The organism is Erythrobacter sp. AP23 (genome assembly GCF_001542855.1).
Lineage (GTDB): Bacteria > Pseudomonadota > Alphaproteobacteria > Sphingomonadales > Sphingomonadaceae > Qipengyuania.
Genome location: NZ_LNBY01000019.1, coordinates 38,403 through 57,709 on the forward strand (window position 1 = coordinate 38,403; position 19,307 = coordinate 57,709).

The 19,307-nt window shown below is 62.1% G+C and carries 21 protein-coding genes; all 21 read right to left on the reverse strand.

Going from position 1 to position 19,307, the window contains the following annotated elements:
• Nucleotides 1–5 precede the first annotated feature (5 nt).
• A complete protein-coding gene (locus ASS64_RS15005; RefSeq protein WP_157075218.1) occupies nucleotides 6–2,132 on the reverse strand; it encodes a TonB-dependent receptor in 2,127 nt (708 codons plus the stop codon).
• Nucleotides 2,133–2,613: 481 nt separating this feature from the next.
• Nucleotides 2,614–3,537, reverse strand: a complete 924-nt coding sequence (locus ASS64_RS15010) for a HEPN domain-containing protein (protein ID WP_067696306.1) — start codon at nucleotides 3,535–3,537, stop codon at nucleotides 2,614–2,616.
• Between the two features lie 134 nt (nucleotides 3,538–3,671).
• A complete protein-coding gene (locus ASS64_RS15015) occupies nucleotides 3,672–4,142 on the reverse strand; it encodes a CopG family transcriptional regulator (protein ID WP_067696307.1) in 471 nt (156 codons plus the stop codon).
• Entirely contained in the window at nucleotides 4,139–6,133 is a 1,995-nt protein-coding gene (locus ASS64_RS15020; RefSeq protein ID WP_067696309.1) for a conjugal transfer protein TraG, read from the reverse strand. Before ASS64_RS15020 ends, ASS64_RS15015 begins: the two co-directional genes overlap by 4 nt.
• A 100-nt stretch (nucleotides 6,134–6,233) precedes the next feature.
• Complete coding sequence (locus ASS64_RS15025; protein WP_067696312.1) at nucleotides 6,234–6,935, reverse strand: RES family NAD+ phosphorylase; 702 nt, start codon at nucleotides 6,933–6,935, stop codon at nucleotides 6,234–6,236.
• Nucleotides 6,922–7,353, reverse strand: coding sequence for an antitoxin Xre-like helix-turn-helix domain-containing protein (locus tag ASS64_RS15030; protein ID WP_047822813.1), 432 nt, complete (start codon nucleotides 7,351–7,353; stop codon nucleotides 6,922–6,924). Before ASS64_RS15030 ends, ASS64_RS15025 begins: the two co-directional genes overlap by 14 nt.
• Before the next feature lie 74 nt (nucleotides 7,354–7,427).
• Nucleotides 7,428–9,176, reverse strand: a complete 1,749-nt coding sequence (locus ASS64_RS15035) for a DUF3363 domain-containing protein (protein WP_067696315.1) — start codon at nucleotides 9,174–9,176, stop codon at nucleotides 7,428–7,430.
• A gap of 519 nt (nucleotides 9,177–9,695) precedes the next feature.
• Entirely contained in the window at nucleotides 9,696–10,784 is a 1,089-nt protein-coding gene (locus tag ASS64_RS15040) for an IS110 family transposase (RefSeq protein ID WP_067696318.1), read from the reverse strand.
• A 193-nt stretch (nucleotides 10,785–10,977) separates the two neighbouring features.
• The gene (locus ASS64_RS15045; RefSeq protein ID WP_067696376.1) at nucleotides 10,978–11,619 is read right to left on the reverse strand and encodes a lytic transglycosylase domain-containing protein; all 642 of its coding nucleotides are present in this window, start codon (nucleotides 11,617–11,619) and stop codon (nucleotides 10,978–10,980) included.
• 43 nt (nucleotides 11,620–11,662) lie between these two features.
• Entirely contained in the window at nucleotides 11,663–11,995 is a 333-nt protein-coding gene (locus ASS64_RS15050) for a DUF736 domain-containing protein (RefSeq protein WP_047822807.1), read from the reverse strand.
• Entirely contained in the window at nucleotides 11,992–12,573 is a 582-nt protein-coding gene (locus ASS64_RS15055) for a S26 family signal peptidase (RefSeq protein ID WP_047822804.1), read from the reverse strand. The genes ASS64_RS15050 and ASS64_RS15055 overlap by 4 nt, the downstream gene beginning before the upstream one ends.
• Nucleotides 12,570–13,115: a DUF2840 domain-containing protein gene (locus ASS64_RS17075; protein ID WP_369815381.1), complete on the reverse strand. Its 546-nt coding sequence runs from the start codon at nucleotides 13,113–13,115 to the stop codon at nucleotides 12,570–12,572. Before ASS64_RS17075 ends, ASS64_RS15055 begins: the two co-directional genes overlap by 4 nt.
• A gap of 143 nt (nucleotides 13,116–13,258) precedes the next feature.
• Nucleotides 13,259–14,140, reverse strand: coding sequence for a replication initiator protein A (locus tag ASS64_RS15065; RefSeq protein ID WP_067696320.1), 882 nt, complete (start codon nucleotides 14,138–14,140; stop codon nucleotides 13,259–13,261).
• Nucleotides 14,141–14,149: 9 nt separating this feature from the next.
• On the reverse strand, nucleotides 14,150–14,422 hold the full coding sequence (locus ASS64_RS15070; protein WP_010240237.1) for an AlpA family transcriptional regulator: 273 nt from the start codon (nucleotides 14,420–14,422) through the stop codon (nucleotides 14,150–14,152).
• A gap of 572 nt (nucleotides 14,423–14,994) precedes the next feature.
• Entirely contained in the window at nucleotides 14,995–15,216 is a 222-nt protein-coding gene (locus tag ASS64_RS15075) for a hypothetical protein (RefSeq protein ID WP_010240235.1), read from the reverse strand.
• 400 nt (nucleotides 15,217–15,616) lie between these two features.
• Nucleotides 15,617–16,003: a single-stranded DNA-binding protein gene (locus ASS64_RS15080; RefSeq protein WP_054522840.1), complete on the reverse strand. Its 387-nt coding sequence runs from the start codon at nucleotides 16,001–16,003 to the stop codon at nucleotides 15,617–15,619.
• Nucleotides 16,004–16,271: 268 nt separating this feature from the next.
• On the reverse strand, nucleotides 16,272–16,541 hold the full coding sequence (locus ASS64_RS15085; RefSeq protein WP_010240463.1) for a hypothetical protein: 270 nt from the start codon (nucleotides 16,539–16,541) through the stop codon (nucleotides 16,272–16,274).
• A gap of 71 nt (nucleotides 16,542–16,612) precedes the next feature.
• Nucleotides 16,613–16,966 carry a hypothetical protein gene (locus ASS64_RS15090; RefSeq protein ID WP_010240464.1) on the reverse strand — a complete coding sequence of 118 codons (354 nt, stop codon included), beginning with the start codon at nucleotides 16,964–16,966 and terminating at the stop codon, nucleotides 16,613–16,615.
• Nucleotides 16,967–17,249: 283 nt separating this feature from the next.
• Nucleotides 17,250–17,657: a hypothetical protein gene (locus tag ASS64_RS15095; RefSeq protein ID WP_157075219.1), complete on the reverse strand. Its 408-nt coding sequence runs from the start codon at nucleotides 17,655–17,657 to the stop codon at nucleotides 17,250–17,252.
• Nucleotides 17,658–17,671: 14 nt separating this feature from the next.
• A complete protein-coding gene (locus ASS64_RS15100; RefSeq protein ID WP_067696323.1) occupies nucleotides 17,672–18,343 on the reverse strand; it encodes a DUF2231 domain-containing protein in 672 nt (223 codons plus the stop codon).
• A 231-nt stretch (nucleotides 18,344–18,574) separates the two neighbouring features.
• A complete protein-coding gene (locus tag ASS64_RS15105; protein WP_067696325.1) occupies nucleotides 18,575–19,306 on the reverse strand; it encodes a PepSY domain-containing protein in 732 nt (243 codons plus the stop codon).
• Between the last annotated feature and the right edge of the window lies 1 nt (nucleotide 19,307).

The window sequence follows — 19,307 nt, forward strand, 5'->3', positions numbered from 1 at the left end:
GTGCCTCAGAATTCACCCTTCCAGCGCAAAGTAAGGGCTCGGCCACGGCCCGAGACGAAATCGCGATCGCTTACGAAACTGACCGTCTGGGAGAAATACGTGATGTATTGTTCGTCGAGCAGATTGCTTGCTGCCAGCGTGAATTCCCCGGCGTTTTTGGTTGGGTAGCGCAAGACCAGATCGATCAGTGTGTAGCCGTCGAAATCAAATTTCGGGTCATTTCCCTCAAAGCTGCGATTGAACAAACGTGAGAGCTGCAGCCGTCCTTGGAGATTCCCGATAAGGGGGCCTTCCGCAAAGGCGTTGAACCGATCAGGCGCGATATTGCGACCATCGAGATCGCGATCGACAATATCGTCACCGTCGCTGTCGTACCGACCGTCTAGCGCAGCAAAGCTTAGCCCGAGGCGGTGGCTGCTGGATAAGCGGTAGCTCGCTGCAAGTTCAAAGCCTTCTATTTCGGTGCGTTCGCGGCGTACCTGCCCCGCGCCACCGACAACCTGAATGCGCGATCCCAAGTCGGAATTCGACCAGAAGTAGCTGGCTGCTAACTCCAGGCCATCTCGACGCCAGGCAGTGCCAACCTCGATGTTATCCGCGATGATAGGTTGCAGATCGACGAGATCCGAGACCTTCTGACCGGGAGTATTGACCGAACGCAAAATGAGTCCTGCGTCAGGCATGGTGAAACCCTGCGCGTAAGAGCTGAAGATCGTGAAACCAGCGACTGGTTCAATCACAACACCAGCGTTGGATAATATCTTATCGAATCTGGGAGCGCCTCCCTCTACCGATGTCCGGTTGGCGCTAGCTATGGTGGTAAAGTCCGGCACATCGAGGGTCGCGTTTTCCCAGCGGACGCCCCCTGAAAGACGCACTATGTCTTGAAAGAGAGACTGTTCAAGCTGAACGAAGGGAGCCCAGCCCTTGTAGATCAATTCGGGCACCCACAATCGATCAGTTTGGGCCAGCTCCTGGAAACTCTTATCGCGCAGGTAGTCGGCTCCAATCACCATCTGGAGGCCCTCCCACAGAGCATCTTTCCGCACCCAGGTCAGCTTCGCGCCGTACTTTTCCGAACTCAGGGCCGATTGATCAAAGAGAGTGCCAGCGGGCGCGATCGCGGGGTCCTGAAACACCGGGAAAGTGTCTCCACCATAGAGCGCATAGAAATCGAAGTAATGACCCTGTAGCGTTAATTCACCACCAAAAACTGCATCATTAGAGTAAGATAAGGATGCATTCAGCGCCTCGGTGAAAGTCGGATCTCCGGAAGGCGTCCCTTCAATCGAGGTCGCGGGAATTTCGTTCGCACGACTCCCGGGTACGGTTGAATAGTCCCCATCGCCGGTGACCTCATAATAGTTTATCATACCTTCTAGGCGTTGGCCGGAGGTTGGCTCGATGCCCGCCTTTCCAAACAGGCTTATGCTTCGACTGTCCATGAGCTCGCCCTGGACGGTATCGACTGCGATCGCGCGGCCCTGGCCATCGTAAAAGAGGTCGTGTTTCTCGTAAGCAGCGCCTGCTACAAAGTCGAAGCTGCCCATGCGTTTGCCGGTGAGGCCTGCCAGTCGATAATGAAACCCATTTGACTCAAAATCATCCGTCGTCATTTCCGCGGTAATGCGGTTGAGCCACTTGCCATCACGAGGTGCATCGACCGTTTCGTAATTTATCACCCCTCCCGTGGCGCCTACGCCTTGGATTGCATTGGCACCGTAGATGACCTCGATCCGGTCAACGAATGCGGGGTCAATGGTGAAGCCGCTGCGCTTTCCGTCACGAAGGGGGGTAGACTGCGGGATGCCGTCTACCATGTACAAAGGGGTCCGCCCGCGTAGAGATTCGCCTGTGCTAGTCAGCTTTTGCCGCGCTGGCGCAAGACTGGGAACCGAGAACGCAAGGCTATCGAGCAAGCTGGCGCTTACCGCGAGTTGGGTCTCCATTTCTGCGCGATTGATCACTTTCACGGTGTTGGGAATGGCAGTGATCGGGGTCGGCGTGCGAGTGGCGGAAACTACGATGACGTCATCTTCAACGGCTTCCGCCGGTTCATCCGCCTGCCCTTGTGCGTAAGCCTGCGCTGAAAGCCCAAGGGATGTGGCGGCGAGATAAGTGAGCTTGCGCAATGCGCCCTCCTGCAATTGCAAATCATTCGCACAAGCGGATAAGCAGGCGGTGTTTTTTCGTCAAGGGCGTTTAAGAATGCGCGGTCCAGGTGGACTGGAGCCTGGTATAATTTAGTCTATCACCAGCCAGTTGAAGGACGTCGAGCCACATCCGCCCGGAGATCTATCGCTCTTGTGGAGGGAGCTCTTGGTTGCGGCCAATTCTGCGGAATGAGCTTGGCTGGTTCTTTGACCATGGTCGGCCCATGGTGGCGTTTTTTAAACGAAGCTGCGACCGGCGATATTCTGGGTACCGCAGTGCTATAAGCGGTCCCTGCGGACACCCTTTGATCCACCACAGCTAGCCGCAATTCAGATGTGTCCGTTCGTCGAATTTGCCGTGAAAGCCGATGTCTGCTTTCAGGCAGTCGCATGGATAGGCCGATAGGCCGAAATCAGGGCGCAAAGCAGTCACCTAGTAAACCCAATAGGCGAGAATCGATCAAGCGCCGGTTTCACTTCCGAGCTTTTCGAGGCGCTCCGAACATATCTCATGCACTACGCGACCGAGTTCCTCGACCTGTTCGCCAAGCCATTCGAGCTCTTCCTTGGTGATGCGGTAATGCTTTGAATACCGCGCTTTGACGTAAGCTTCCTTCAGCTTCTCGAAGCGCGCACGATCGCGACGCGTGTCGCGCGGCCAGACGTAGGTCAGGCGTGGGTCGATCCGCTCCGCCTGGGTGCGAAGGAAACCAAGATTGTGCACATGCGGCGTATAAAAGGTGCAGACCAGAAGTACGCAGTGATAAAGGAATTCGGCTGCCTGATGAGTATCAAAAGCTGCTTCTTTTAGGCGGCCCTGGTTGGCTGTGTATCGGGCCGTGTCCAATCGACCAGCACCACCCGGAAACCACTCGTCAAAATACTCCTGCGCCATCGCTAGCGCCTCGGCAGGCGTCTTGGGCTTGGGCGTATGCAGTTCGGTATCGTCGGACTCGTAGAGCGCAATTCCGTCCTGCTTCACGTCCATGAAGAAATAACGCCCGTGGGCCAGCCCGTCGTTCACCTCCTGCAGCGCATGGACGATGAAATTGACCGGCGTCTTGAGCGATTTGGTCACGCCGTACTCGCGCATCAGCCGGTCATCGAGCTTCGACCAGTACTTGACCCGGTCGACCAGCCGCTTGTCGTTGACGATGATGAGCAGATCGTAGTCCGACTGGTAGCCCTTGGCCGTATGCGGCTCGTCGACCCAAGTGCCGCGGGCATAGCTGCCGTAGAGAATGACCTTGAGAATGCGGCCGGCCTTCTTCCACTCGTGCTTCGCCAGGGCAAAGGCATCATCGAACTCTTCGAAAATCAGCTGCACCACGCGCTCAAGTTCGCGTTGCTTTTGCGGAGGCAGATGATCGAGTTCGGTGCGCATTACTGGACCTTTAGCAAGCACTTGGAATGGTTGCACCCTCGCATTCCCGCAGGTGCGCCGGCATACCTTAGAAAGCGTCCCTCTCCTCTACTGGTTGGGTTACCCCGCCGGACTATCGAAGGCTTCTGTCAGGGCTACGCCGGAGGCTCTGGGCTGCTTCCGTCTGTCTTCTCGACCTCACCAAGCTCTGGTTCCGGGACCGCGCGAATGAGATCGTCAGCGAGATGCCTGCCCGTTTCCATGCGCCGCGCGAGCGCTTCGACGAAGAAGTCGAACCGCTTTTCCGCATCGGCACGCGCGGCGGCATTGGCTTCAAACGGCATGGCCGGGGTCACCGCCAGCCATCGCCTGAGGTAGAGCGCGAATGCCTCGTTCCCGACCTCGATATGATAGTCGAGCTTGCCGATCTGTCGGCTTATGCGATCAAGGCGTCGACTGAAGGCCGCTTCCATGCGTTCCGATCCATCGGGAGAGAGAAACGAGCCGATCGCGGCCTCCACCACCGAAGCCTGCGAAACGCGCTTGCGACCCGCATAGTCCGCAAGCTGCCTGGAAAGGGCTGGCGGCAGACGGAAGGTATGCTTGATACGGTTGCCCTTGCTCATAGCTCGATCCCGTCGCCGGGATCGAGCGCAGCGCGCCGCGCATTGGCCTGCATCCGCTGGGCCATTCTGCGATTGCGGTTTGCCTGATCGTCGTCCGTTCGGTCGTCAAACTCAAATTCGTTGGGGATCTCGACTGGCGGCGGCGCCACATCTTCGTATTCCGGCAATTCGGGCGATTGGCGGATCCCGCCATCGGACTGGTGATCATCGACCTCGTACTCTTCGGACTCGGTCAGCAATTTCGCGGATTGCGAAGGCGCGGTCACATGTCTCCCGTGCCATTCGCTCCCGTCCGCCGCAAACTCCGACTTCTCGACCTTCGGTGGACGCTCCACCCGTTTGCTGAGCCGGGGGTCGCGGTAGTAGCGCGCTTTCCTGGCACGGATCGGATGCACGCCTGCGAGCATCACGATTTCGTCGGTGTCGGGCAGCTGCATGATTTCGCCCTGGGTCAGAAGAGCGCGCGCCGTCTCCGAGCGCGAGACCATCAGGTGACCAAGCCACGGAGAGAGGCGGTGTCCGGCATAATTGCGCATCGCCCGGGTTTCGGTCGCAGTCCCGAGCGATTCCGAAACGCGCTTGGCAGTGCGCTCATCATTGGTCGCGAAGCACACCCGCACATGGCAATTGTCGAGAATGGCATTGTTCTGCCCGTAGGCTTTCTCGATCTGATTCAATGACTGGGCGATCAGAAAGGCCTTGATGCCGTAGCCCGCCATGAAGGCGAGCGCGCTTTCGAAAAAGTCGAGCCTACCCAAGGCAGGAAACTCGTCGAGCATAAGGAGAAGCCGCTCGCGAACGGCACCTTCCTGCAGATCCTCGGTCAGACGTCTTCCGAGCTGGTTGAGAATGAGCCGGATGAGCGGCTTGGTGCGGCTGATGTCTGACGGCGGAACGACGAGATAGAGCGTGACTGGGCGGCCCTGTGCCACGAGGTCCGCGATGCGCCATTCGCAGTGCCGCGTGACCTTTGCGATAACCGGATCGCGGTACAGGCCGAGGAACGACATGGCGGTCGAGAGCACGCCCGAGCGTTCGTTCTCCGACTTGTTGAGCAATTCTCGCGCCGCGCTCGCGACAACCGGATGGACGCCGTCTTCCCCCAGATGCGGTGTGTGCATCATTGCGGTCAGTGTCGCCTCGATGGATCGGCGTGGATCGGAGAGGAAGTTCGCCACCCCGGCGAGCGTCTTGTCAGGCTCGGCATAAAGCACATGCAGAATGGCCCCGACGAGCAGCGCGTGGCTGGTCTTTTCCCAGTGATTGCGCCGTTCAAGCGAGCCTTCCGGATCGACCAGCACGTCGGCGATGTTCTGCACGTCGCGCACCTCGTTGATGCCGCGTCGCACTTCCATCAGAGGGTTATAGGCCGCCGATGCCTCATTGGTCGGATCGAACAGAAGCGTGCGGCTGAACCGGGTACGGAAACCAGCTGTCAGCTCCCAGTTCTCGCCTTTGATATCGTGCACGATCGCCGAATGCGGCCAGGTCAGGAGCGTTGGCACGACAAGGCCGACCCCTTTGCCGCTGCGGGTCGGCGCGAAGCAGAGCACATGTTCGGGGCCGTCGTGACGAAGATAGAGATTGGCATGCTGGCCGATAATGACGCCCTTGCCTGCCAGAAGGCCCGCGCGTGAAATTTCGGAACGGGTCGCCCAGCGCGCCGAGCCATATGTCGCGCTGTTCCTGATCTCTCGGGCGCGCCAGACCGACATGCCGATCGCGACCGCCACCGACACGAGACCGCCCGATGCGGCAATCATTCCGCCGGTCTCGAAGATGCGCGGCGCATAGGCTTCGTAGCTGAACCACCACCAAAAGATGGCATAAGGCGGATAGACAAGCGCTCCGGAGATACTGAACCAGGGCGCGCCCAGCTGCGCCTGATAGCCAAGCGCGTGCGCCGTCCACTGGGTGCCCGCCCACACACCTGCGAGCGTTAGGGTGAAGACGACGAGTATCTGACCCCACAATATCCGGGTTGCCGACAAGGCTGGCTCCTTTCGTGAAGGACAGCACGGCGGCTTTGCATTACATATTCAAGTCGGAAGCTGCGTGATCGCAGGTTGGCGTAGCAAAAGCGGCGTACGGCTAGATTGCTTCCCGACTATAGTCCGGGTTGCCGGACCAGGTCAGGCGGTACATCGCCCCTTGCGCGACCGATTGCACGACGTTGGGCCACAGGGCCGCGATGCAAGTCCCATCCGCATGGCGCACAGAGGGATAGATAATGCCGTTATGACCGGCGGCGCGTGCCTCCGCCGCTAGAGCATTGCCGACAGGATAGCCTTTCGTCTTGTCCGGATCGAGGGCCGGGTGTCCGGGCTGCTCGCGCAGATCGATAAAGACGCCCGCCATGCTGGCGATCGTCTCGCCATATTCGACAACGGCATCGAAATCGCCGGCATCGGCGAGCGCCTGTGTCAGGTGATGACCGACCTCGGCAATACAGGTCTCGACATCGAGCGCGGCATACCATGCGCCGCGGTTCGCGGGGTTGAAGCGATTGGGCTCGCGCGGTTTGGCGTAAGCAAAGCTCGCATTAATGAACCTGGCATGCGGCACGCCATGAACCAGCTCGTCGGCTGTCAGCCCGCCAAACCCGCGCTCTTCGGCGATCAGGCGCGAACTCGTCGCCCCCTCGATTTCAGCGAGCAGCGCAAGCTCGGCATCACTGTCGGCAAGTGGAGCCATGACCGCTTCGCGCAAGCGCGCGCTGGAAACGAGCCGGACAGTCCGCTCGAACGCTTCGCGGATCTGCGGCGGCTCGCCTGCCTCCTCAGAGCCCGCCACGAAGCGCGTCGATATATTGTCTGGTCTCCAGCATGCGCGGAATGCCGCCTTCGATCATCGCCCCGATGGGCGAGCGGCGATCAAACAACGGGGCCCTGTTTTCGAGCTTTGGCCAGCGATCGGCCATGTCGTTGGCGAACAGCAGATGCAGTCCCTTGAACAGACCGATCAGCGCCGACGCGCGGGTCAGCTGGTCCTGACCGAGCGAGCCTTCCCAGGTTCCGGCTTTCATCCGGTCCCAGGTGCTTTCGGACACGCCGAGCAGCGCAGCGCCCTCAGCGTTGCTCGCACCCCAGGCCCCAATGAGGCGCAGCACGGCCTTTACCGCAGCGCTGGTGAGGCGGCTGCGATCACCGTCGCTTGCAAAGGTCTGAAGCCCCGGGGGAGCTTCGGCATGCTGAATCGCTGCACTTACCATATCGCATCTCCTGATGCGTTTATAAGCATCATATGGTGCGTTTGTCAAGATTTCCGTTATGATGCCGGTGCTCCTCAAACCGCCGGACCGCGCGAACGCGCAAAGTTCCAGTCGACACCGCCTCGCACATGGACCTTGCCAGCGACTTCTTTTCCAAGATGCCGCTCGAGGTCTTGCCTCCAGGGCACGAGCTGGAAACCCACTCCGTCATCGATCATGGCGAAGCGACCCGACGCCAGCGAAATGCGCTCGCGGTAGATGCCGGAAATGTGATCACCTTCCGTTACCGGATTTGCCAGACGACCATGACGCGCAGCCAGCGCTTTACCTGCCGCGTCCAGTTCCTGCTTGCGGAGCGTTCCGAGCAGGTTGCGCACCAAGGTCACGCTCCTACCATGTCGCTTCGCAAGACTTTGATCGACGAGCCATTCACGGCGCTCGTCAAGAGCCTTCCGGACTTCATTGCCGAAGCCGCCTCCCAGCGACGCGGCTCGTGCCGACAGCAGCTGCCGGTCGAGCCAGGTCGCCCCGCGCGCGTCAATCTGCCGCTCGAGCGGCAGGTCCGAACGCACCAGCAGGCTGCTGCGCCGTCGCCCGTTGCGGTCGGTCCATTCGCCTGTCTCGACGATGGCGCCGGGTGCTGCATCGCTTGTCTGGTCCAGATCGGGAAAACGCAGATAATGCGCACGCCCGTCCACTCCTTCGACGATCGCATAAGCCTCGCCTGTCAGCTCATCATGAAGACCGCGCTCGACCAACCTTCCGATGACCCGGCGGTTCTCGTCTTCTCCATGCAGCGCGAAGGATGCAAGGGCGCCTTGTGCGCCGCGTCCACGCATCGCCTTGTGCAAGGTCTTGATGATGTCGCCGCGCTCGCCCAGCGCGCGCAATGTCGGTTCGAGGTCTGCGGTCAAGGTCCAGCGCGCCGACCCGACCCGCTCGGCCAATCCCATGCGTTCGAGCATTTGTGCGCGGCCAATAAGGAATGCGCGGTTGCTGCGGCGTGTCGCATCGTCCTCGGGGGACAAATCGACCACGCCAAGATCGTCGCGCTGATTTTGCAAGCGGCGGTCGAGCGAGGTCCAGCGCTCGGCATCGACCTCGCGGCGGAGCGCTTGCTGAATATTGCGCTCGCTGCGCGGGCCGAGCTCGACGGTGACGCGCTCCTGGGCGCGGGCCCGCATACCTTCGCTGATATAAGAGCGATCGATCACCAGGTCCCTGCCGTCCGAGGCAACGCCGCGGACCAGGACATGGACATGCGGGTTGTCGGTATTCCAGTGATCGACCGCCACCCAGTCGGGCTTGGTGTCGAGATCGCTCGCCATATCTTCAAGGAGTTCGCGCGTGAAAGCGCGCAGGTCAGCCATCTCGCTTGCGTCTTCCGGCGACACGATGAAGCGGAAGTGATGCCGGTCGTCTTCGCAGCGCGCGGCGAAGGCATCGCCATCGACCTCATCCGATAAGGCATCGAACATCTGGGCATCCGATCCGTCACGGGTGACGCCGTCGCGTTCGAGATAGGCGATGTGGCGGGCGAGCGGTGCCGAGCGGAACCGGCTGCCGCCATGGCGAACGACGCGCGCCTTGATGATGACCCGCCGCTGGAAAGCATGGGGGCGGCCTCGGAACGCAGCACGTTTGCCGCGTCCCAGATGCCCGGTTCCGCCGCCTGCCCGGCCTCGCCCGAGCGGCGTATAGCCTGACCGGCGCGAGGCCTGCAGCACGCGCCCGACCAGCGTACCGGCCTTGCGATAGGCGCGCGCATCGCTGTCTCTTGACCGACCCGGCCTGATATCGAATTCGTCGTCAGCCACAGACAGGAAAACCGGTAGACGGCGCTTTCAGCATTGAAAAGCCTAAGGATTCCGATCCAAGCGCCTGCAGGCGTACAGCAGAGACGGCGCATATTCTCCCGCAAAACCAACCACCTGCACCCCGACCGACGGCGGTGCTTTTATCTCGCCATCTTATTTGGCTGTCTGGTTTTCGTAGTATTCGCCATCGTCGTTTCCTCTCTTTAGCACTAATGGACCAACTATTCGACGCCGCTGCGCGCAGGTCTGCGAAGTAGCGTTTGGGGTCTGATACGCCGCGCAATCTTCCGTGCTCATCGAGGCCGGTATCGCTCTGCATCGAGGCGGTACCCGCACGCTCGCGGCACATGTCGCTATCGGAGTTACGGGGCAGCATCACAGGCAATCGAGCGCGGTCCGCTGTGCGCGGCCGCAGGCGAGATATCGTGCTTCCCGTCTTCCTGGTCTGTATCATTCCTTCTGCCGCTCGCGCGGACCTCCGTATGTCGTCGAGCCATCAGTCGGCTGCGGTTGGTGTCTTCGTCATCATGACCGCGCGTAGCTCAGCCGCTGCATCTTGGCGGCGTAGGCGCTGTCGATCTCTTGCGCTTCGGCGTCGGGATCGCCGACATAAAGCGTGCCATCGCGCCACATCGCGTGCATTACGATGGCGAGCTTGCGCGCAACCGCGACGCGCGCCTTGGCGTGGCACTTGGTCTTCGCGAGCTTCAGTCCCCATGTCTTGATCGTGTCGCGACCCTTGAACCGGGTGAGCATCGCAGATGCCGCTTCGTAGAGCGCACGGCGCACGTCGGGATCGCCCGCCTTGCTGATCCGGCCCTTCACGTCGATCGATGAGCCCGACTGCCAGCGGCGTGCGGTCAACCCGAAGTAGGCCGCGACATTGCGCGAGCGGCGGAACCGGGCGGGATCGTCGATCGCGCTCTTGAAGGTCAGCGCGGTGACCGGGCCGACGCCCGGGATCGCCATGAACCGGCGGCACAGCTCGTCGCGCATGGCGAGCTGGGTGACCAGTTTGTGCAGGATCAGGTACTCCTCCCACAGCGCCGCGCGTGCTCTCAGCATGCAGTCCATCAGCCCTGCGGTCATCGCATCGCCCGCAACCGCCTCGCGCACAGCCTTCGCCATCGACCCGCGCCCGACCTTGCCTAGCCGGATCCCGAACACCTTCAGCGAGTGCCTTATGGCGTTCTCGATATCGAGGAACTTGCGCTTGAGGTTGCGCCGCTGCACCAGAAGCAAGCGTATCCGGTAGCACTCCTCGGTCTTGATATGCGCCTGCCGGAACCATCCGGTGCGCATGATATGGGCGATGCCGAGCGCATCGGCGGCGTCTGTCTTGTTGCGCTGGGCCGACAGCGCAGCGCGCACATGACGCGTCTCCAGACAGACAGCGGGCAGACCCAGCGCGAGCAACCCGGCATGCAGCCAGGGCGAGATCGAACCCGCCTCATGGCCGACCCGGCGCAGGCGGCCGGCAAAGCGCTCCAGCGCTTCGGCGATCAGCTCCGGTTCGGTCGGCACCTCGGTCTCCAGCGCCACCTTGCCGTCATCGCCCACCACGCAGATCGCGGTCTCTTCGACCGACACGTCCAGCCCTGCAAAGTACTCCATCACCCGACTCCTTCGCTTCCGTTTAACCGGAGCGAGGGAAGCGCCAGGTGCAGCAGCCGTGCAAGCCTTGGCCGCTGCCAAGTCCTCGCCGAATACAGCGGCAATCCCTCCTTTCTTTTGATGCGTAAGGCTCCGCTTATACGCCCGGTTTCGCCTGGAAACGCATGCCTGCGCGAAGGTGCGAGGCTCGCTTTCATTGGGAGGAGACCGTCGAAGCAGGCGCGAATAGATCGTGCGCGGGCTGTTCCGGACGCGCGAAGGGGTTCGCTGCGGGACCGGGCATAGCCACCTCGTCCAACTCTTCTCGCCCAGCGCGGGGCGGCTGCAAGACGCCAGCCGGAGCATTCCCGGCCTGTAAAGGCACCGCCGCAAACATGCGCTCGGACTGCAACAGCGGCGCAATCCGGGCGACATAGAGGCGTGTTTCGAGTGGCAGCGAACGCCGTCCGGCAAGCCAGTCTTCGTAGCGTCCCGGACCCGCATTGTATGCAGCGAGGAAGCCTTGCGCGCCGTAGCGATCGTACATTTCGCGCAGGTAAGACGTGCCGGCCAGAATGTTGTCGCGCGGGTCGAACGGGTCTTGCCCGAGCGTGAACCGGGCGCGCTGCCGCGACCAGGTTCCGGGCATGAGCTGCATGAGACCCATCGCTCCTGCTCTGGAAACCGCCCGCACCCGGCCCGCACTTTCGGCGCGGATCACCGCGTAGATCCAGTGCTCGGGAATGCCGAATTGCTGAGATGCTTCGCTGACATGCGCTGCAATCTCGACGCGCTGGGAAGCTCGGACAAACTGCTCCGATTGCGCAAAAACCTGTGCCGGACTCGCCGCCCACATGGTGGCCAGGAGTCCCTGCAGAAGATACAGGCGGAGCACGGAATCAGCCCTTTGCCGGGCGGCGCGCGCCGCGCGACCATATAAGGACATGGTTCTGGTCGTCAGAACTGAACAGATTGGCGCGCAGGGGCCGAGGCAATACCGGATCGTCGATGACGAGCGTGACAAAACTGCCTGCCTTGTCGCCGACATGTTTCCAGCCTGCACCCACCTCGTAGGTTTCCTCGCCTTCACCTGCCATGATGCGATAGTCAGGGGCGTTCTCGGTGTCGCCGGGGTCGGCGGCCACCAGGGTCAGCGGTGCGTCGATGGTCAGGGTTTGCAGCCGCCCTTCAAAGCCGTCGGGTGTGGCTGCAAAAGTGCCGATACAGGTCATTGTGCGTCTCCATCATTTACGTTGGGAATGGGAAAGTCGGCGGGCGAGGCGAGCAGGACATAGTCCCCGTCGCCCGCTTCGTTGGTCCAGACGGGCCGCGCGCGCCCGATGACATCGGCGCGTGCGACCGGGCCGAAATAACGCCCGTCAAAGCTGCCGGGGGCGCGCCTGTTCATCACGAACAGTTCATCCGCAGCGATAGTCCGGCATCCTTTCCAGACGGGCAGTTCGCGTCCAAGGCTGTCGCGCCGACGCGCCGAGCCCGCAGGTGTCCCATTGATCTCGATGAGCAGGTCGCGCCGGCAGACCGTATCCCCGCCAAGCGCCGCAACCTCCTTGATGAGCGGAACACCCGCAGGAAGATAGCCGCGCGAGGCGAGGTATTTCTGCAGCCTGAAAGCAGGATCGATCGCGACGCGGTCGCCCCTCTGGAGACCGGTCTTTCCGCCGATTGAGTACAGTCCAACCGGCACGCTGGCCGTCACGTTCCAGACCAAAAGTCGCGAGAGCGGGATTGCGATGCTGGCCAGTGTCGCTGCCGCGACCATGCCTGCCAGAAAGGCGGTGCGCCGCCTCATGATTGCAGCTTTCGCCGCCGCAGCCAGTCGCGATGGCGCGCAGGGGAATAGGAACGTACTTGCATGCCCCCTGCCAGCCTGTTGTGGACATGATGCCAGTGGTCGGGAGCTACATCGCAGGGATCGATGCCAACGTCCTCGATCGCATCGATCAGCGCAAAGACCTGGCGAACCTTTGGCCAGCTTCGCACCGAGAGCAGGATTTGCGCGCCAGGATCGACCTGCGGCAGAGTGGTGAACGGCTCGCCGAAACCGGCGGCTTGGGCGATCGTGAGTGTGGAGCCAACGGTCCCGTAGTCGTTCGAAGCCCACCGAACCAAGGCAAAGACCTGTCCCGGAGCATAGCTTTCGATACGCGTCCGGCGATCGAGGATGCGCTCTGCAACGGGCTTGCCGAACCGAAGCCAGTCTTCCTGCACGCCGCCGCGCCACACCAGCGTGACATGCGTAAGTGGCGGATCACCGGAACCTGCCTCGACCGGTTCCGGAGGCGGAAGCGAAGCGCGCGCTGCGCTTTTGCACAGGCGTGGCTGTGTTAGCAGGAATCTGAAAGATTCCTTGTTAGCATTGTTAAGGGCTTCGCAGGCGCCGCGTTTTCGGCGAGTCGCGCAGGCTCCCGGTTCCCGATAGTCCGGGAATAGGGTTCCCGATCGTCCGAACGTCATGGTTCCCGATAGTCCGAACATCACGCACCCTTTTCCACAGGGGGCAGCCCGATACGGCGCCGCGCGGACGCGAAGGGATCGACAGGCGCTGCAACGAACAGGAGCCGCTCGCGGCCGAACTGGTGCTCAAGAGCGAGATTGTAGCCGGGGAGCGACTGGCGGCGAACGATGGCCCGCACTTCGAAAGCGAAACGCTTCAATGGCGAGAGCGCGCCGGACTTCACATGCAGGTGCGAAATGTCGAAACTCCACCCGCCCTTCTGCTTCCCGCCATGCTTGCGTACGATGCGATAGAGCCAGCGCTCAAGACCGCCGGTAAGCGCGAAATAGGCCGGGTCGATGGTCAGGACGAGCGCACGATCGAGCACGCCCTCGTAGAGCCAGTCCGGCACGATCATTTCGATGCCGAGCGCGCGCCCGTTGTCGTCGAGCCGTTCGCGCCATTCGTTGATCCAGGAAAATCGTCGGCGGCGTCGCGCCCCGGCCTGCCGGATGGAGGTGGCAATGCTGGTCGACTGCAAGCGGTCGAGCGCCGCCTTCAGGCGCTCGTAGCCAGCCTTTCCGGTTCCGCGCCGGGTGAAGGTAAGGATTTCATGAGGCGTCGCCGCGATAAGGCGCGAGGTGGCTTTGCCGGCATCGCGCGCCTCGACGATCTGGCTCGCTACCCAGATCAGTACATCGGCGTCCCAGATGGTGGCCATGCCATGTTCGGCGGTCGCTTCGACCAGAATGGCGACCTCGCCCATACGAAAGTCGATCGGCTTCACGCGCTTCGTCTTGGCGAGGCTGAAGAAAGGCCAGGCCATCAGATCCTGCGCATCGCGCGCGGCGATGTCGCAGCCCGCGCCGACGAACAGGTCGAGCTGTCCGGCCTCGCCGTCCGATGTCTTCAAGGAGCGCATGGTACCGCTTCAGCGCCGGACCGGACCGGTGTAGCCGTCGATCCGCTTGGCAGGATGAACGACGCCCTTGCCCGGATCGCTGGTCGAACGGCGCAAGCCCTGCTCGGCCCAGGCGTCGAGATCTTCGGGCCGGTAAACGATGCGGCCGCCGAGCTTGTGGTAGACCGGCCCTGTTCCATAGCATCGGTGCTTTTCGAGCGTGCGCGGCGAAAGCCCCAGATGCACCGCGGCATCCGGGGTGCGCAGGTAGCGGGGACGGACCGGATCGGGAACGGCGGGCATGGGGTTAGCTCCAGGAGGCTTGGGTGGCTGCGGCTAACTGCCGCTGATTGCGGAGGGTGATGGCGCATGCCCTGGCAATGGGGGGAGCGACACGATGCCGCGTTCGGATTTGTCGCCCCTACCGATCTGAGCTCGGCAGGATCGAGGAGGGGCGGCATCCGCGCAGAACCCGGCGCTATCGCGCTGCCCGGCAGGCTTTCGGCTGCAATGCCGAAGGCTCAGAGCAATGAACCGCACCTGCGAGAGAGGCAGTGGCCAAGGGCCTGTGGGAAGCAAGGCAAGCGGGACCTGTCGCGGCCGTAGCTTCCCGCTCGCCCGACCCGCTGCCGGTTCGCAAGTGCATGCGGGGCCCCAAAAACACGTAATGCCGCACCCTCAGGAGCGTATCGCCAGATGCGCGGGACAGAGTGCGTCCCCAGCCCCGCTCCATTTATCCCGATCGCCAGTTGGCCAAGCCGATGTTTGGAGAACCGCCGATTGCTGCTGGATCGAAACTTGAACCTGTAGCTCAGCCCATAAGAGACACGAAAAAAGGGCAGGAACCGCTGCCGGTCCCTGCCCTGCAGAATGCCTCAGAATTCGTCGAGCATTCCGCCATGGACGGTATGAACGACCCGGATCGCAAGATGCGGGGGCAGCGCATTGTAGTCGCCTTCGTCGACCGCGCGATATCCGAGTTCGTCATCCTCGATAACATGCTGGTCGAAGAAGCTGTGCAAGGCCCGTTGCTCAGCTGTTTCCAGAGCCTCGAAATAATTGCGCGAAGGCAGTGTGCATTTCGTGAAATAGGTCATGATAATCCTCCTGAAATCTGTCGCGAGACGACAGGAGGTTGGCCGATGGGCCCGGGCAGACCGGGTCACAGGATCGCCTGACAGGGCGACCGCGAAGCGGCGCAGGGGGAAACGGTTTTGTCCGGTGCCGGATGCAATCCGGCGGCGGACAAAATGGTGGGGCCCCTGCCGTCCTTGATGCGGGCGGCGCGGGACCATCATGCTGGAAATGCGGTAAGCCAGGCCAATCCAGTCCACCTCAAACGACCGTTTCAGATGATCGCTGCCATAATGGGTCGGGCCCTCCGGGCAGCGCCTGGCTATTCCCCGGAGAAAAGACCGAGCGAAAGGAAGGGTGAACAGCGAAAGAGGCCCTGCCGTTTCCGGCAGAGCCTCCTTTGGCTGGTTCGATGGCGCCGGATCAGTCGATCGGAGGGGCGTCCTGGTTGTCGCCGCCATTGGCCCGCGAGAGGAAATCGACCTTGTCGGCAAGGATCTCCGAGCCATACCGCGTCACACCGTCCTGGTCTTCCCACTGCGTGTAGTGGATGCGGCCCTGGACCGAGACCAGCTGGCCTTTCGAGCAGTACTGACCGACGGTCTTGGCGAGGCCGTTGAAGCAGGTCACACGGTGGAATTCGCTGTCCTTGGCGGTGTAGCCGTTCTCGTCCTTGTAGGTCTTGCCGTCCTTGTCGCGTGCAGGACGATCGGTGACGACGGTGATCCCGGTGACGCTGGTGCCGCCCTTGGTTTCGCGGGTGTCCGGATCGCGAGCGATACGGCCGGTGAGGATTGCGATATTGGTCATGGTGAAAGTCCTTCAGTTCCTCAAACCGGAGACCATCTCCGGCTTGCGAACATCCAGAAGAAGCAGGGCATGGGAGGACTGCACCGCAGGCCTGAAGGGCCGAAGGGAAACCTGTTCATGACGGGTGGTGCGGGCAGGCGGCGAAGCCGCCAACACGGCCGGAAAGGAACGGGTTGCGGCTCCTCAGCTGACCTGGTTCAGGACTGTTCGCGAAGAAAGCCGGATGGGTATCGGGTGCGGGTCTGAAGGTGCCAAGACCCTGCTGCAATCAGCTTACCTCATTGCCTTCCGATGCCGCCAGGAGATCCATGAAGTTGCGGGCTGCTTCCCGGTCTTCCTCGTTCTCGAAGGCCACGTCGAGGTCGGGGGCAGACCCGAGCAGGTAGAGCATGGCCCACAGGGCAAAGCGTTTTCCCCGGTCCTGCTCCAGACCGAGATCGACCTGGCATCGCTCGATCCCCGAGGCCAAGGTTTCTGCGCCAACCGCTCCAGGATCGGCAGTGCCAAAATAGCGCATGAGAAGCGTATCGAGGTCCATCGCACTCTTTTCGGATCATCGGTCGGGCCGCGGCGAGGAAGGCCAGCATTCGTGGCCCGGTCAAGCGTCGCTCAATCAGCGGTGGGTTGCTCGCGAAGCCGCCGGGCGCGCTCGACGAAGTGCTCCATCTGGGTGGCGGCATGCAGGGTAAGCGGATGCGGCTTCGCATCGGCACGCGGGGATATGAATTCCGCGATTTCTTCGATTGCTGCAAGCTGATCGGCGCTGGCCTTCGACAGAAGGCCGAGCACCATGTTCTCAAGGGCGATCACCCTGATGCGCAATTGGATGATCTCGGCATCGGAAAGTGGCGGAATATCCCATTTCTCGCAATCGGCAGCGAGCGCTTCCTGCGGCCCGCAGGGCAATGCCCCGCCTTCGTCTTCCCAGCGCGACAGCGCCCCGGCTTTTCCCGTTTCCGACATATGCGGTTCCTTTCATAACCAACGAGGCGATCGTCTGCACGCTGCTCACATAGCACAAAGCCCTACCGGGATGCGCCTGGCACGGCGACAGCGAAGCCGGGCAAACGGAACCCCGCGCGGGTTGGTCTTCACGCGGGGTTCCTGAACGACCCCTTGGGGGCACCTGCGACCCGCAGGGCTTCGGGGGGAGGCGGGGCCGTCCTTTCCTGATCTTGCGTTGTTCGTTGCGATTTCTTGCCGAGGGTCTCTCCTGAATAACTGTGTCACCGGGAAACGCGTCCGATCACATGCCTTCCATGTCGTGATCGGCCATCGAGGACATGTCATGGCCCGCATGGGGATCGGCGGGTTGGGTCGCTTCGCTCGCGGGTTGCGTGCCCGCTGCTGGCGCTGCGGGTGTGGCAGTTGCGCGTGATGCGGGAGAGGCAGCAGGCCGTGAGGCGGTCGGCGCGGCGCCATTTGTCGAAAGAGCGTCCTGCCGCGCAGTCGCTGCCTCATCTTCGGAGGGAGAGGCTGCCGGATCGGCGAGGCCCGGCTCGGGTGCCGTGCCAGCCACCACCGCAGCTTCGCCCATAGGCGAAACCTCGGTGATCGGTGTGCTCTCCTGCGCCTCGTCGCAAGCAGCAAGAGCGGACATCAAGGGCGCGATCGCGAGAAACCCGATCGCTACATTCAATCTGGAAGTACGCATGCTCTTCAACTCCTTCAGAGCCAGGAAATACCGAGGTGGTTCGGTCCATGCGCGAGCTCGCCGCCAAGGAAGCCCTGGATGAGAACGAGTGCCGCCATGGAGAAGATCGAGGCGCGCAACCATGCACGGCTCTGGCTCGGCCTGCTCGCGAGATAGGCCATCGCAATGCCGAGAACCGCGATCAGCATACCGTTCCATCGATGCACCTGCATGACAGTGTCGCCGCCGAACCACAGCCCGGTGTGAATCCATCCGAACAGGACTGCGACGACCGCGCCGATGGCCCCGCCGTAGACAAGCACGCGCACCGCACTTTCCAGGCCCGCTCCTTTCCGGCGCATCACGAACAATTCGGTGGCCGCAGCCATGAGAAACAAGGCGATCGGGAAATGGATCGTTGCCGGATGCAGCTTCTTCAGTACGGCCATGACGCCGGTTTCGCTCTCATCCGCATGGCCACCGGCCTCGTCATGGGCTGCGCCCGCTTCATCGTGCGCGCCGGAGGACTCGCCAGCATCCGCAGTCTCGCCCATCTGCGCCATGGCCGCCTCGTCATGCGCATCGCCATTGGTGGCAGCAGGCGCGGCGCTCGCCTCTTCGCCGTGCTTTTCGTCGCCATGAGCCTGAACGGGTCCGACGAAGAGCAGGCTTGCGGCGAGCAGCGCCAGAAATGAGGGGGCTTTCATGTCTCGTATGTCTCCCGACCCTGCAGTTAAAGTGCGACCTATGTGCCTGATACGCACGGCAGCCGCATGCCCCTCGCATTAATTTGATGGTATTGGCGCGACAGATGTGCGTCCGCCGTATCACGTCTGATGGCGGCACCATCGCGATCGTCGAACGCATTCGGCTCCTGGCCGCGTTCGGCCTGGCGAACGAGGGTAAGGCGTTCGCCCACGCGCATTAGCCCCATGGGCTCAGGCGAGCTTGCTCTTCTTTGCGCGGCGGCGCAGCCTCGGCATCCGGTTCGCAAGCAGGACGAAACCCGACAGGGCTATGATCGTACCGCCAATGCCGAACAGCAGAAGCCACCAACTGTTGATGCGATCACGCTCGGTCCAGTCCATGATGTGCAGGCCCCAGATGAAATCGAACAGGCGCCAAGTATCACTACGCGCCGCCCCGAGGGTACCGCTGCTGGCATCGATGTAGAGGCGCGTCGAAGCCTCGTCAGCATAGGTGACCTGCCAGGCCGGAAAAGGGCCGCGAAACTCGGTCCCCACCGGTTCGTGAACGAGCCGCGCGCCTTCGATCGTCGTGCGCGGTCCGGTCCATGCGCGCAAGGCGATGGATCTTGCCGTCGCAGCCGAGATGGGGGAGAGTTTGCGCCCTGTCACCGGATCGTGAAGGCTCACGCTACCGTCAACCTTTCGGACCTCAGTCACGGCATCGCCGTCGAGCGAACGCGTCGTCACCGCTGCAAGAGTACCGTCATTTGCGACCCAGGCCGGGAGCGGGGCATCGGCGGGCAGCGCCTCTTGTTCACGCGAAACGACATGTTCGGAGCGAACTTCTTCCAGGTCGAGAAACGACATGAGGGCGCCGGTTCCCATCCACAAGAGAACCTGGACACCGACGAAAATCGCCAGCCATTTGTGGATCTTGCTGCCGAGCACATGCAGGCGCAGCTTCAGCGACGGCGTTGCCAAC